Annotated in this window: 13 protein-coding genes; 11 read left to right on the top strand and 2 right to left on the bottom strand. The window is 56.3% G+C overall.

Annotated features, from left to right (window positions below; translation table 11 throughout):
• Nucleotides 1-6 precede the first annotated feature (6 nt).
• From gyrB to INF86_RS12540, 3 genes are all read left to right on the top strand, one after another.
• Nucleotides 7-2,418: a DNA topoisomerase (ATP-hydrolyzing) subunit B gene (gene gyrB / locus INF86_RS12550; RefSeq protein WP_023298951.1), complete on the top strand. Its 2,412-nt coding sequence runs from the start codon at nucleotides 7-9 to the stop codon at nucleotides 2,416-2,418.
• A 229-nt stretch (nucleotides 2,419-2,647) separates the two neighbouring features.
• Nucleotides 2,648-3,352 carry a hypothetical protein gene (locus INF86_RS12545; RefSeq protein WP_022646529.1) on the top strand — a complete coding sequence of 235 codons (705 nt, stop codon included), beginning with the start codon at nucleotides 2,648-2,650 and terminating at the stop codon, nucleotides 3,350-3,352.
• 2 nt (nucleotides 3,353-3,354) lie between these two features.
• Complete coding sequence (locus INF86_RS12540; RefSeq protein ID WP_038414975.1) at nucleotides 3,355-3,756, top strand: hypothetical protein; 402 nt, start codon at nucleotides 3,355-3,357, stop codon at nucleotides 3,754-3,756.
• A 9-nt stretch (nucleotides 3,757-3,765) separates the two neighbouring features.
• Here INF86_RS12540 and INF86_RS12535 read toward each other — a convergent pair whose 3' ends face one another.
• Complete coding sequence (locus tag INF86_RS12535; RefSeq protein WP_063147012.1) at nucleotides 3,766-4,701, bottom strand: LysR family transcriptional regulator; 936 nt, start codon at nucleotides 4,699-4,701, stop codon at nucleotides 3,766-3,768.
• A gap of 110 nt (nucleotides 4,702-4,811) precedes the next feature.
• On the opposite strand from INF86_RS12535, the gene INF86_RS12530 reads away from it, so the two are divergent.
• From INF86_RS12530 to INF86_RS12495, 8 genes are all read left to right on the top strand, one after another.
• Entirely contained in the window at nucleotides 4,812-5,837 is a 1,026-nt protein-coding gene (locus INF86_RS12530) for an NAD(P)-dependent alcohol dehydrogenase (protein ID WP_193543580.1), read from the top strand.
• Nucleotides 5,838-5,950: 113 nt separating this feature from the next.
• The gene (yidA, locus tag INF86_RS12525; protein WP_023305134.1) at nucleotides 5,951-6,763 is read left to right on the top strand and encodes a sugar-phosphatase; all 813 of its coding nucleotides are present in this window, start codon (nucleotides 5,951-5,953) and stop codon (nucleotides 6,761-6,763) included.
• Nucleotides 6,764-6,989: 226 nt separating this feature from the next.
• The gene (gene dgoR / locus INF86_RS12520; RefSeq protein WP_003861109.1) at nucleotides 6,990-7,679 is read left to right on the top strand and encodes a D-galactonate utilization transcriptional regulator DgoR; all 690 of its coding nucleotides are present in this window, start codon (nucleotides 6,990-6,992) and stop codon (nucleotides 7,677-7,679) included.
• A complete protein-coding gene (locus INF86_RS12515) occupies nucleotides 7,676-8,554 on the top strand; it encodes a 2-dehydro-3-deoxygalactonokinase (RefSeq protein WP_058646759.1) in 879 nt (292 codons plus the stop codon). Before dgoR ends, INF86_RS12515 begins: the two co-directional genes overlap by 4 nt.
• Nucleotides 8,538-9,155, top strand: a complete 618-nt coding sequence (locus INF86_RS12510) for a 2-dehydro-3-deoxy-6-phosphogalactonate aldolase (protein WP_038414979.1) — start codon at nucleotides 8,538-8,540, stop codon at nucleotides 9,153-9,155. Before INF86_RS12515 ends, INF86_RS12510 begins: the two co-directional genes overlap by 17 nt.
• The gene (dgoD, locus tag INF86_RS12505) at nucleotides 9,152-10,300 is read left to right on the top strand and encodes a galactonate dehydratase (protein WP_017694024.1); all 1,149 of its coding nucleotides are present in this window, start codon (nucleotides 9,152-9,154) and stop codon (nucleotides 10,298-10,300) included. The genes INF86_RS12510 and dgoD overlap by 4 nt, the downstream gene beginning before the upstream one ends.
• 117 nt (nucleotides 10,301-10,417) lie before the next feature.
• Nucleotides 10,418-11,755 (top strand): MFS transporter, encoded by a 1,338-nt coding sequence (locus INF86_RS12500; RefSeq protein WP_161496779.1) that lies wholly within the window; start codon nucleotides 10,418-10,420, stop codon nucleotides 11,753-11,755.
• A gap of 51 nt (nucleotides 11,756-11,806) precedes the next feature.
• Complete coding sequence (locus tag INF86_RS12495; protein WP_227414785.1) at nucleotides 11,807-13,036, top strand: DUF3748 domain-containing protein; 1,230 nt, start codon at nucleotides 11,807-11,809, stop codon at nucleotides 13,034-13,036.
• Here INF86_RS12495 and INF86_RS12490 read toward each other — a convergent pair.
• Nucleotides 13,033-13,365, bottom strand: coding sequence for a YceK/YidQ family lipoprotein (locus tag INF86_RS12490; RefSeq protein ID WP_032622035.1), 333 nt, complete (start codon nucleotides 13,363-13,365; stop codon nucleotides 13,033-13,035). The genes INF86_RS12495 and INF86_RS12490 overlap by 4 nt on opposite strands.
• Between the last annotated feature and the right edge of the window lie 75 nt (nucleotides 13,366-13,440).

The following is a 13,440-nucleotide window of genomic DNA, read 5'->3' as shown; positions in this document are numbered from 1 at the left end:
ACGTTGATGTCGAATTCTTATGACTCCTCCAGTATCAAAGTCCTGAAAGGACTGGATGCGGTGCGTAAGCGCCCGGGTATGTATATCGGCGACACGGATGACGGCACCGGTCTGCACCACATGGTATTCGAGGTGGTAGATAACGCTATCGACGAAGCGCTCGCGGGTCACTGTAAAGACATCGTGGTCACGATCCATGCGGACAACTCCGTGTCCGTTACCGATGACGGTCGTGGCATCCCAACCGGTATTCACCCGGAAGAGGGCGTATCTGCTGCGGAAGTGATCATGACCGTTCTGCACGCAGGCGGTAAGTTCGATGATAACTCCTATAAAGTTTCCGGCGGTCTGCACGGCGTAGGCGTATCCGTGGTAAACGCCCTGTCGCAGAAGCTGGAGCTGGTTATCCAGCGCGAAGGCAAAATTCACCGCCAGATTTACACCCATGGTGTGCCGCAGGCACCGCTGGCCGTTACCGGTGATACCGACAAAACCGGTACCATGGTGCGTTTCTGGCCGAGCCTTGAAACCTTCACCAACGTCACCGAATTCGAGTACGAGATCCTGGCGAAACGCCTGCGTGAACTGTCGTTCCTGAACTCCGGCGTGTCGATTCGACTGCGCGACAAACGCGACAACAAAGAAGACCACTTCCACTACGAAGGCGGTATCAAGGCGTTCGTTGAGTATCTGAACAAGAACAAAACGCCAATTCACCCGAATATCTTCTACTTCTCTACTGAAAAAGACGGTATCGGCGTGGAAGTGGCACTGCAGTGGAACGATGGTTTCCAGGAAAACATCTACTGCTTTACCAACAACATTCCACAGCGCGACGGTGGTACGCACCTTGCGGGCTTCCGCGCGGCGATGACCCGTACCCTGAACGCCTACATGGACAAAGAAGGCTACAGCAAAAAAGCGAAAGTCAGCGCCACCGGCGACGATGCCCGTGAAGGCCTGATTGCCGTGGTCTCCGTGAAGGTGCCGGATCCGAAATTCTCCTCACAGACAAAAGACAAGCTGGTCTCTTCTGAGGTGAAATCGGCGGTTGAACAGCAGATGAACGAACTGCTGAGCGAATACCTGCTGGAAAACCCGTCCGACGCGAAAATCGTGGTGGGTAAAATTATCGATGCGGCGCGTGCCCGTGAAGCGGCGCGTAAAGCCCGTGAAATGACCCGCCGTAAAGGCGCGCTGGACCTGGCAGGCCTGCCGGGCAAACTGGCTGACTGCCAGGAACGCGATCCGGCGCTGTCTGAACTGTACCTTGTGGAAGGGGACTCCGCGGGCGGTTCTGCAAAGCAGGGCCGTAACCGCAAGAACCAGGCGATTCTGCCGCTGAAGGGTAAAATCCTTAACGTTGAGAAAGCGCGCTTCGACAAGATGCTCTCTTCTCAGGAAGTGGCGACGCTCATCACCGCGCTCGGCTGCGGCATCGGTCGCGACGAGTACAACCCGGACAAACTGCGCTATCACAGCATCATCATCATGACCGATGCGGACGTCGACGGCTCGCACATTCGTACGCTGCTGTTGACCTTCTTCTATCGTCAGATGCCGGAAATCGTTGAGCGCGGCCACGTCTACATTGCCCAGCCGCCGCTGTATAAAGTGAAGAAAGGCAAGCAGGAACAGTACATTAAAGATGACGAGGCGATGGATCAGTACCAAATCGCGATCGCCCTTGATGGTGCGACCCTGCACGCAAACTCCAGCGCGCCAGCGCTGGCCGGTGAACCGCTGGAGCGTCTGGTCTCCGAGTTCAACGCCACGCAGAAAATGATTGGCCGTATGGAGCGTCGCTATCCGAAAGCGCTGCTGAAAGAGCTGATTTATCAGCCGACCCTGACCGAAGCCGATCTGAGCGACGAGCAGACCGTCACCCGCTGGGTGAACACCCTGGTGAGCGAGCTGAACGAGAAAGAGCAGCACGGCAGCCAGTGGAAGTTCGACGTTCAGCAGAACGCTGAGCAGCAGTTCGAGCCGATCGTACGCGTGCGTACCCACGGCGTCGATACCGACTACCCGCTGGAGCACGAGTTTGTTACCGGTCCGGAATACCGCCGTATCTGCACCCTCGGCGAGAAGCTGCGTGGTCTGATCGAAGACGACGCGTTCATCGAACGTGGCGAGCGTCGTCAGCCGGTAGCCAGCTTCGAACAGGCGCTGGAGTGGCTGGTGAAAGAGTCCCGTCGTGGCCTCTCTATTCAGCGTTATAAAGGCCTGGGCGAAATGAACCCGGACCAGTTGTGGGAAACCACTATGGATCCGGAAAGCCGTCGCATGCTGCGCGTCACCGTTAAAGATGCAATCGCAGCGGATCAGCTGTTCACTACCCTGATGGGTGACGCGGTTGAACCACGTCGCGCCTTCATCGAAGAGAACGCCCTGAAAGCGGCGAATATCGATATTTAACGGTTGTTTTTGTGGGGCTCATTCCAAATGATGTCTCATAATGAATGCAGTCGGCTAATAACAAAAAAGAGAGTGACATGATGTCACTCTCTTTTTTTTACTTATATTTGAATATCAATAAAACGAAGTCGATCTCATTGATGTGATCCTCGCCCAGGAGTATATACCCCGATAAAGAGTATGGTGGTCTGTTAAAGTTGAAATCGGTACGGAAAAAGGAATAAACCGTATGAGCAGCAGGAGCGATATTATCGGGGCCGATGAATGGCAGGTAACGACCCGCAGCGGCCTCGTCTACAGTGAGGTCCTCGGTTGGATCGACCTGGGGCATGCCAGGGGCGAAGATATTTCCCTGCTTCTGGCTGATTTCAGCAGCGGCGAAGCCAGTGGCAGACCTTATTACACGATTGCATACAATCAGAGAATGAATATCGGGAAAGGACTGGCCGGAACGGGTAAGTTTGTTCGCTGGGAAATAAAACGTGGGCGCTCGATGTCAGAAATTAACAGCATTGCCCTGGCTATGATGATGGATACCGCGAGAAATTTTGAAAATTACCAGTCCCGCGCTTTTTTCAGTTGGTACACCGATAGCGGGTTCAGCGGAGAAGACCTGGTGTCGGATCTGCTCGGTTTTTACAGGGCGCTGATTCCTTCGGATTACCGGGCTCAGTTGCGGCCTGTCAGTCGTGAAAGCGCACTACGCCGCTGGGATCATTACGGACCGATCGGTAATTTCAAGAACCGGGGTTTTCTTCCATTGATTTTTCCCGACCCTGATGACCTTAATATCCGGCATGAACCCTATAAAGGCCCGCTTCCCCGCTTTATGAGGTGGGTAACGCCGTTTGATAACTTCAGTTCAGACATTGTTCGTATTCTTAACGATAACGGCACATATCATTCCTTCTTTACCCACTCAGGACGACGTTGAGCATGAAAAAGTTAGCCATATTCTCAGGGCTGGCCATTGTGATTGTCACGGTCATATACCTCCTTTTGCCGTATGAGCCTGAGATGACATACCGTGAATCAGATAGGGTTCGCTATCATCTTTACACCCCAGAATCGATTAAGCAGGCACCACGCCTTTCAACGGATTATACCTTCAGTCACTCTGCTGCAAATGGACAGCCGGACACCGCTGGGGTGTGCTTTAGCGGGGTATCTGATACCGCTGCACTTAAACAATATCTTGTTTTGCGTGGCTATTCCTTTGCGAGAAAAGCCCCGGCCGGGGAGCTGTGGACGTCAGAACGTAGTCAGGATGTGTACTTCACTGTTATAAGCAGAGTTTCGCCTGGTAAGCAGGTTTGCCTGTATGAATCAGATCGTTAATCTGCGCTTTTAGCGCGGCTTTTTTATGGGCGCAGGCATATCCAGCGACATCAGGGACGGTAAACGGCTCGCCAGCGTATCTATCGCTATTCTAACCCTCAGCGGCAGATGCGGCGTCTGCTGCCAGACTGCATGAACGTCGAAGCGCACGTCCGGTGCCTGCTTTAAAAGCGGGATGAGTTTTCCCTGATGTATTTCTCTGCGGGCCATCCAGCAGGGCAACCACGCAAGGCCGTGTCCGGCCAACGCAGCGTCGCAGATTGCCTGTAAATCATCCATATTGAGCGATGAGCGGGGAGTAAAGGTGTGCGATCTCCCTTCGCTATCCATTAGCTGCCAGGGCAGCACTCTGCCTGATCGCAGATAGTTAATGGCAGTGTGGTGGGGTAAATCAGCAACGTTTTCTGGCTGGCCGTACTTCATCAGGTAATCCGGGGCGGCACACAGCACCATGCGATGCTCGCCCAGCCTTCTGGCGACCAGCAGGCTGCTGTCCTGCAGCGTGCCGTTACGTACCGCCATATCAAAGCCTTCCTCTACCAGATCCACCACGCGGTCGCTGAATGACATTTCAAGCTCAAGCCCAGGATGTTCCTGCGTCAGTTCTATCAGCAGTGGCGCGACGCACTGGCGACCAAACAGAACCGGCATGGCGACGCGCAGGCGGCCGCTGACCTGCTGCTTCCCTGTTTCAAGCAGCGACTCCGCGCCCCGAATCTCCTCCAGCGCGCGAAGGCAGCGTTCATAAAACAGAGCGCCGTTGTCGGTCAGCCTCTGGCTGCGGGTGGTACGCTGGAAAAGACGTACCCCCAGCCGCTCTTCAAGACGAGCAATGCTTTTTCCTACCGCCGAGCGCGACAAATGCAGACGGACGGCGGCCTGCGCAAAACTTCCCGCCTCAACGGCGGCCACAAATACAGGTATATCCTTCAGCGTATCGGTCATGAATTGTATCCACTGCGTCATCAATTATGGGAAAACTTATCGCCACTGGCGACCAAACGTCAACGGTAGACTGTCAGTCCTAAAGCTTATTTGATGGCAGGAGAGAAAAAATGACAGAAACAATGCAGCGCTGGTCAATGAACGCCCTTGGGCGCGAGAGCCTTCAGCTTGTTCAGGTGCCTGTGCCACAGCCCGGCCCGGGTGAGATCCGCGTGCGGGTGAGTGCCGTTGCGCTCAACTACCGGGATAAAATGGTGATTGAAGGCACGATGCCGATTCCGCTTTCCTTCCCGTTTACCCCAGCATCTGACATGGCAGGCGTGGTGGACAGCGTTGGCGACGGCGTTACGCGTTTCAAACCCGGCGCACGCGTCATCTCAACCTTCTTCCCGGAATGGATCGACGGCAAGCCGCAGGCAGACGCGCGCGATTTGCCCTATAAAACGTCCGGTGGATACTTCCAGGGCATGCTGGCCGAATATGTGATTGTGAGTGAAAACGCGCTGGTGGCGTCCCCGGAAAGCCTGGATGACGCTGAGGCCAGCACGCTTCCTTGCGCGGGGCTTACCGCATGGTTCGCGCTGGTGGAGCGCGGTCATTTACGCGCCGGGCAATCGGTGCTGGTACAAGGCACGGGCGGTGTGGCGCTATTCGCTTTGCAGATAGCAAAAGCGCACGGCGCAGAAGTTATTGTTACGTCGGGGAGTGATGAAAAACTGGCACTGGCCAAAAAGCTGGGGGCCAGCCAGGGCATCAACCGACTGAAAGGCGACTGGGCTGAAAATACGCTGGCACTGACGCAGGATCGCGGCATCGACCATATTATCGAAACCGTGGGTGGGGAGAACCTGAGACATTCCCTTCGCGCGGTAGCCGTTCACGGGCGTATCTCCGTTATTGGCGTGCTGGCCGGAACGGACATTTCCCTGCCTGCTGGCGAGCTGCTGCTGAAATCCCCCGTCATTCAGGGGATTGGGGTTGGACACCGCCGGGCGCTGGAAGATTTCGTCCGTGCTGTTGATGTCACGGAGTTAAAACCGGTGATTGAACATCGCTATCGTTTTGACGAACTGGAACAGGCGCTTGAGCATCTGGATCGCGGTGCGTTTGGCAAAATCGTTCTCACCCGCGAGTGAGTTCTTGTTCCCGGGATAAATATAAAAGGGGCTTTTTGTTACGCAAGGTAGCTCTATTTTTGTGTGCTTAATCGCGTTAGCATGAAATAGCACTCATTTATCCCGGGGACCTCATGGCTATCAAACTCATTGCAATCGATATGGACGGCACGCTGCTGCTGCCAGACCACACTATCTCTCCTGCCGTTAAAAATGCGATCGCCGCCGCACGCGAAAAAGGCGTGAACGTGGTGCTCACCACCGGACGCCCGTATGCCGGGGTGCACAGCTACCTGAAAGAGCTGCACATGAATCAGCCTGGCGATTACTGCATCACCTATAACGGCGCTCTGGTGCAAAAGGCAGCCGATGGCAGCACGGTGGCGCAAACTGCACTGAGCTATGATGACTACCGTTTCCTGGAAAAGCTCTCCCGCGAAGTGGGCTCTCACTTCCACGCGCTCGATCGCAATACGCTTTACACCGCCAACCGCGATATCAGCTACTACACGGTGCACGAGTCCTACGTTGCAACCATTCCACTGGTGTTCTGCGAAGCGGAAAACATGGACCCGGCAACCCAGTTCCTGAAAGTGATGATGATTGATGAACCTGCGGTTCTCGACAAAGCCATCTCACGCATTCCGGCTGAGGTAAAAGAGAAATACACCGTGCTGAAAAGTGCGCCGTACTTCCTCGAAATCCTCGATAAACGCGTCAATAAAGGCACGGGCGTCAAATCGCTTGCCGATGCGCTGGGCATCAAGCCTGAGGAGATCATGGCGCTGGGCGACCAGGAAAACGATATTGCGATGATCGAATATGCAGGCATGGGCGTGGCGATGGATAACGCGATCCCGTCGGTGAAAGAAGTGGCGAACTTCGTCACCAAATCTAACCTGGAAGACGGCGTGGCTTATGCGATTGAGAAATTTGTCCTGTCCTAACAGCTGTCTGTAATCATCAGCCTCGGTTATCAACCGGGGCTTTTTTTGGCCCTGAATTTATCGAATTGTTCTTTTTGTGATCTAGATTGTAGTACAACATTAACTGATTGTACTACATTGTCACCACAGCAAAGGCTAAAGGACTCACGTTTGTACTGCAAAAGTGAGGCGAAATTCAGCGGTCGCGGTAAAGTAGTGATGGACTTACAGAGCACAAGGACTCTCCATGACACTCAATAAAACCGATCGCATTGTCATCACGCTGGGCACTCAGATTGTGGGTGGCAAATACGTTCCCGGTTCGCCGCTGCCAGCAGAGGCGGAACTGTGCGAGGAGTTTGAAACCTCGCGCAATATCATCCGGGAAGTGTTCCGCTCGCTGATGGCGAAGCGGCTGATTGAAATGAAGCGCTATCGCGGCGCGTTTGTTGCGCCGCGTAACCAGTGGAACTACCTCGATACCGATGTTCTGCAATGGGTACTGGAAAACGACTACGACCCACGGCTTATCGGCGCGATGAGCGAAGTCCGAAATCTGGTGGAACCGGCCATCGCCCGCTGGGCGGCAGAGCGCGCAACGTCAGGTGACCTGGCACAGATTGAGTCGGCGTTAAACGACATGATCGCCAATAACCAGAATCGGGAGGCGTTCAACGAGGCGGACATTCGCTACCACGAGGCGGTACTGCAGTCGGTGCATAACCCGGTGTTACAGCAGCTTAGCGTGGCGATCAGCTCGCTACAGCGAGCAGTTTTTGAACGTACCTGGATGGGCGATGAGGCCAACATGCCGAAAACGCTTCAGGAACATAAAGCGCTGTTCGATGCGATACGGCATCAGGACGGCGATGCGGCAGAGCAGGCGGCGCTGACCATGATCGCCAGCTCGACACGAAGGTTGAAGGAAATCACATGACATCACGCTACATCGCAATTGACTGGGGATCGACCAATCTGCGCGCCTGGCTCTACCAGGGGGAGCAGTGTCTGGAAAGCAGGCAATCAGAAGCAGGTGTGACGCGCCTGAACGGTAAATCCCCCGAAGCGGTGTTAGCAGAGGTGACACAAAACTGGCGCGACGGTACTACGCCAGTGGTGATGGCCGGAATGGTCGGCAGTAACGTGGGCTGGAAGGTTGCGCCTTACCTGTCGGTTCCGGTGCATTTCACCGCCGTTGGCGATCAGTTAACGTCTGTTGGCGACAATGTCTGGATTATTCCCGGTTTATGCGTCTCTCGCGACGATAACCATAACGTGATGCGCGGCGAAGAGACGCAGCTGCTCGGGGCGCGCACCCTTTCTCCTTCTTCTGTCTACGTCATGCCCGGGACGCACTGCAAATGGGTCCAGGCGGATGCTGAGCAAATTCATGATTTCCGCACGGTGATGACCGGCGAACTGCACCACTTGCTGCTTAAGCATTCGCTGGTGGGGGCCGGTTTGCCGGAGCAAACCCCTTCGCCGGAAGCGTTTGCCGCCGGGCTTGAGCGCGGGATCGCATCCCCTGCCGTTTTGCCGCAACTTTTTGAGGTTCGCGCCTCGCACGTGCTGGGAAATCTTCCGCGCGAGCAGGTCAGCGAATTTCTGTCCGGCCTGCTGATTGGCGCCGAAGTCGCCTCCCTGAGCGACGGGTTCGCCGGGCAGCAGGCCATCACGCTCGTCGCGGGTTCATCGCTGACGTCTCGTTACCGCCAGGCGTTCCACGCTATCGGACGGGATGTTGCTGCGGTGGAAGGTGACACGGCATTTCAGGCAGGCATAAGGAGCATCGCTCATGCAGTGGCAAACTGAACTTCCCCTGATCGCGATTTTGCGCGGTATCACGCCCGGTGAGGCCTTAGCGCACGTTGGCGCGGTGATCGACGCCGGGTTCGACGCGGTGGAAATCCCGCTCAACTCCCCGGAATGGGAAAAAAGCATTCCGGCAGTTGTTAAGGCGTTCGGTGATAAGGCGCTGATTGGTGCTGGTACCGTATTACAGCCGGAGCAGGTGGATGAACTGGCGAAGATGGGCTGCAAGCTTATCGTCACACCGAATATCAACCCCGAGGTGATCCGCCGGGCGGTGGATTACGGCATGACCGTATGCCCGGGTTGCGCCACGGCCACAGAAGCCTTTGCCGCCCTCGATGCGGGCGCACAGTCTCTCAAAATTTTCCCGTCGTCGGCCTTTGGCCCGGATTACATCAAAGCGCTGAAAGCGGTCTTACCCGCCAGCGTGCCGGTCTTTGCCGTGGGCGGCGTCACGCCGGAAAACCTGGTGCAGTGGATAAAAGCGGGTTGTGCGGGCGCGGGGCTGGGCAGCGATCTCTATCGTGCCGGACAGCCCGTTGAGCGTACCGCACAGCAGGCGGCAGCATTTGTGAAAGCGTATCGAGAGGCAGTGCAATGAAAATAACCAAACTTACCACGTACCGTTTACCCCCGCGTTGGATGTTCCTGAAAATCGAAACCGACGAAGGCGTGGTTGGCTGGGGCGAGCCGGTGATTGAAGGCCGTGCGCGTACGGTTGAAGCCGCGGTTCACGAGCTGGGTGAATACCTGATTGGCCAGGATCCGGCGCGCATCAACGACCTGTGGCAGGTCATGTACCGGGCGGGATTTTACCGTGGCGGTCCGATCCTGATGAGCGCCATCGCCGGTATCGATCAGGCGCTGTGGGATATCAAAGGCAAAGTTCTGAATGCCCCGGTCTGGCAATTAATGGGCGGCCTGGTGCGAGACAAAATCAAAGCCTACAGCTGGGTGGGCGGTGACCGCCCTGCGGAAGTGATCGACGGTATCCGGCAGCTGCGCAACATCGGTTTTGACACCTTCAAACTCAACGGCTGCGAAGAGATGGGCGTTATCGATAACTCGCGCGCGGTAGACCGGGCGGTGAACACCGTGGCGCAAATCCGCGAGGCTTTCGGCAACGAGATTGAGTTTGGCCTGGATTTCCACGGCCGCGTCAGCGCGCCAATGGCCAAAGTGCTGATTAAAGAGCTGGAGCCGTATCGCCCGCTGTTTATTGAAGAGCCTGTTCTGGCCGAGCAGGCGGAATACTATCCAAAACTGGCTGAACAGACGCACATTCCCATCGCGGCGGGGGAGCGTATGTTCTCGCGCTTCGAGTTTAAGCGCGTGCTGGAAGCGGGCGGCATTGCGATCCTGCAACCGGACCTCTCCCACGCGGGTGGCATCACCGAATGCTACAAAATTGCCGGCATGGCAGAAGCCTACGATGTGGCGCTGGCACCGCACTGTCCGCTTGGGCCGATTGCGCTGGCAGCCTGTCTGCATGTGGACTTCGTCTCCCGTAATGCAGTGTTCCAGGAACAAAGCATGGGCATTCACTATAACAAGGGCGCGGAGCTGCTCGACTTTGTGAAAAACAAAGAAGACTTCAGCATGGAAGGCGGTTTCTTTAAACCTTTAACGAAGCCGGGCCTTGGCGTGGAGATCGACGAAGCCAAAGTCATTGAGCTGAGTAAAAGTGCGCCGGACTGGCGTAACCCACTGTGGCGTCTTGAAGACGGTTCCGTAGCCGAGTGGTAAATCGCCGGATGGCGCTACGCTTATCCGGCCTACTCTCTCGTAGGCCCGGTAAGCGAAGCGCCACCGGGCAAAAAAAACGTACATAGAAAAAATATAACCCTCTGTAAATTACAGGGCATGGTGAGCGGCTTCGCTATGCCCAAAATCTGGAGACAGATTGCGATGGATATTCCAGTTACTGCTGCAAAAACCGGGCGTCGTCGTTACCTGACGCTGATCATGATCTTTATTACCGTGGTCATTTGCTATGTAGACCGCGCCAACCTCGCCGTGGCCTCGGCCCATATTCAGGAAGAGTTTGGCATCACCAAAGCGGAAATGGGCTACGTCTTCTCGGCGTTTGCCTGGCTGTATACGCTCTGCCAGATCCCCGGCGGCTGGTTCCTTGACCGCGTGGGGTCACGTCTGACCTACTTTATCGCTATTTTGGGCTGGTCCGTGGCGACCCTGTTCCAGGGCTTCGCCACCGGGCTGATGTCGCTGATAGGCCTGCGCGCCATCACCGGGGTGTTTGAAGCGCCCGCGTTCCCGACCAACAACCGCATGGTGACCAGCTGGTTCCCTGAACACGAACGCGCTTCCGCTGTTGGTTTTTACACCTCCGGGCAGTTTGTTGGTCTGGCGTTTCTGACGCCGCTGTTAATCTGGATCCAGGAGCTGCTGAGCTGGCACTGGGTGTTCATCGTCACCGGCGGGATCGGCATTATCTGGTCGTTAATCTGGTTTAAGGTCTATCAGCCGCCGCGTCTGACCAAAAGCATCACCAAAGCCGAACTGGACTACATCCGCGACGGCGGCGGTCTGGTGGACGGCGATGCGCCAGTGAAAAAAGAGGCGCGCCAGCCGCTGACCAGAGCGGACTGGAAGCTGGTCTTCCACCGTAAGCTGGTGGGCGTATATCTGGGCCAGTTCGCGGTGACCTCCACGCTGTGGTTCTTCCTCACCTGGTTCCCGAACTATCTGACCCAGGAAAAAGGGATAACCGCGCTGAAGGCGGGCTTTATGACCACCGTACCCTTCCTTGCGGCGTTTTTCGGCGTGCTGCTCTCGGGCTGGCTGGCGGATAAGCTGGTGAAAAAAGGCTTCTCACTGGGCGTTGCGCGTAAAACGCCGATTATCTGCGGACTGCTGATCTCTACCTGCATCATGGGAGCGAACTACACCAACGATCCAGTGTGGATCATGACCCTGATGGCGGTAGCGTTCTTCGGGAACGGTTTTGCCTCCATCACCTGGTCGCTGGTGTCGTCCCTGGCACCGATGCGGCTGATTGGCCTGACCGGTGGCGTGTTTAACTTCGTTGGCGGCCTGGGCGGGATCACCGTGCCGCTGGTCATCGGTTACCTGGCGCAGGACTACGGCTTTGGTCCGGCTCTGGTGTATATCTCTGCCGTGGCGCTGATCGGCGCGCTCTCCTACATCCTGCTGGTAGGTGACGTGAAACGAGTAGGCTAATCCCTTCGGATGTTTTACCCTGATGCGATAACCGCGCATCAGGGTATTTTCATGAAACAAATCACCTTCGCTTCCCGCAACCACCAGCTCACCAACATCAACATCTGGACGCCAGACAGCCAGTGGCTTGTCTATGATGTCCGCCCGTCCGGCGCGTCGTTTACCGGTAAAACCATTGAGCGGGTCAACGTCGGTACGGGCGAGGTTGAGGTGATCTACCGTGCGACTGACGGCGCGCATGTCGGCGTGGTGACCGTTCATCCGGCGCAGGACAAATATGTTTTTATCCACGGCCCGAAAAAACCGGATGCAGACTGGCAGTATGATTTTCACCATCGTCAGGGAGTGATTGCGCACAACGGCCAGGTGAGCAATCTTGATGCGATGGATATCACCGCGCCTTACACGGCGGGGGCGCTGCGTGGCGGCAGCCACGTTCACGTTTTTAGCCCGAACGGGCAGTTCGTCAGCTTTACCTACAACGACCATGTACTGCACGCGCGCGATCCGCAGCTGGATTTGCGTAACGTCGGGGTGGCGGCGCCTTTTGGTCCGGTAAACCCACAGGGGAACCATCCGCGGGAATATGCCGGAACCTTCTGGAGCGTACTGGTAAGCCGGACAACGCCGAACCCGCAACCGGGCAGCGATGAGATTAACCGCGCCTATGAAGAGGGCTGGGTGGGCAACGACAGGCTGGCGTTTATCGGCGATACGGTGTCTGCGAAAGGCGAGAAAGTGCCCGAACTGTTTATTGTGGACCTTCCCAAGGACGAGCAGGGCTGGAAACGGGCGGGCGATGCGCCGTTGCAGGGGACGCCGGATACAATGCCCGCGCCGCCTGCGGGCGTCATGCAACGCCGCCTTACCTTCACCCATCAGAAGGCGTATCCGGGGCTGGTGAACGTGCCGCGCCACTGGGTGCGCAGCAATCCACAGGGGACGCAGATTGCGTTTTTAATGCGGGACGATAACGGCATTGTGCAGCTGTGGCTTATCTCCCCTGAAGGCGGTGAGCCGCGTCAGTTGACCCACGCTGAGAGTGATATTCAGTCGGCCTTTAGCTGGCATCCTTCCGGCAACGGGCTGGGATTTGTGCTTGCAGGCCGCATTGCCTGCTGCGATGCGCAGACCGGAAAGGTGACGTTTTTGACGTCCGATCATGGCAACCCGCCGTCTGCTGACGCTGTGGTGTTTTCCCCGGACGGACGTTTTGTTGCGTGGATGGAAGAGAAGGACGGTTTCCGCCAGCTGTGGCTAACGGAAACCGCACAGAATTAGCGCGGGGTCATCTCTGCGGGCGGGATGACGGAGTTAGTCGCCAGCGTCTCCTGCTCGCTTTTCTCAACGCGCGAACGCACTGAGCTGTCGGTGCGGAACATATCCCACGGCAGCAGAAGCGTATCGGCAACCGCCGTAAACGGCATATCAAGAATCGCCAGAGATTTGGTACCCCAGTTTGTCTCATCATCAGAGATCATGGCGGCACTGGCGCGCGTCCCCGGATATGTTCCTTCTTTACCGCCGGTGTGCGACATCACGCTCGAACACCCGCAAAGTAAAACAACCCCGCTGAACGTCGCCAGCTTAATCAGAACATTTCTCATCATCACTCAGTCATCATTAGTAGCACGGCATTGACCTGCAACTCAGGGTTATAGCGAGGCGCGTTCAAAATGGATAGC

This window comes from Enterobacter cloacae complex sp. I1M (assembly GCF_014982425.1).
Lineage (GTDB): Bacteria > Pseudomonadota > Gammaproteobacteria > Enterobacterales > Enterobacteriaceae > Enterobacter > Enterobacter intestinihominis.
Note: the sequence above shows the minus strand (reverse complement) of the source record. Positions and strands in the feature narration are given on the sequence as shown.

Coding starts and splice junctions, on each gene's coding strand:
- INF86_RS12500 (WP_161496779.1), top strand. CDS start 10,418: ATGGTGAGCGGCTTCGCTATGCCCAAAATCTGGAGACAGATTGCGATG.
- yidA (WP_023305134.1), top strand. CDS start 5,951: ATGGCTATCAAACTCATTGCAATCGATATGGACGGCACGCTGCTGCTG.
- gyrB (WP_023298951.1), top strand. CDS start 7: ATGTCGAATTCTTATGACTCCTCCAGTATCAAAGTCCTGAAAGGACTG.
- INF86_RS12545 (WP_022646529.1), top strand. CDS start 2,648: ATGAGCAGCAGGAGCGATATTATCGGGGCCGATGAATGGCAGGTAACG.
- dgoD (WP_017694024.1), top strand. CDS start 9,152: ATGAAAATAACCAAACTTACCACGTACCGTTTACCCCCGCGTTGGATG.
- INF86_RS12495 (WP_227414785.1), top strand. CDS start 11,807: ATGAAACAAATCACCTTCGCTTCCCGCAACCACCAGCTCACCAACATC.
- INF86_RS12535 (WP_063147012.1), bottom strand. CDS start 4,701: ATGACCGATACGCTGAAGGATATACCTGTATTTGTGGCCGCCGTTGAG.
- INF86_RS12490 (WP_032622035.1), bottom strand. CDS start 13,365: ATGATGAGAAATGTTCTGATTAAGCTGGCGACGTTCAGCGGGGTTGTT.
- dgoR (WP_003861109.1), top strand. CDS start 6,990: ATGACACTCAATAAAACCGATCGCATTGTCATCACGCTGGGCACTCAG.
- INF86_RS12530 (WP_193543580.1), top strand. CDS start 4,812: ATGACAGAAACAATGCAGCGCTGGTCAATGAACGCCCTTGGGCGCGAG.
- INF86_RS12540 (WP_038414975.1), top strand. CDS start 3,355: ATGAAAAAGTTAGCCATATTCTCAGGGCTGGCCATTGTGATTGTCACG.
- INF86_RS12510 (WP_038414979.1), top strand. CDS start 8,538: ATGCAGTGGCAAACTGAACTTCCCCTGATCGCGATTTTGCGCGGTATC.
- INF86_RS12515 (WP_058646759.1), top strand. CDS start 7,676: ATGACATCACGCTACATCGCAATTGACTGGGGATCGACCAATCTGCGC.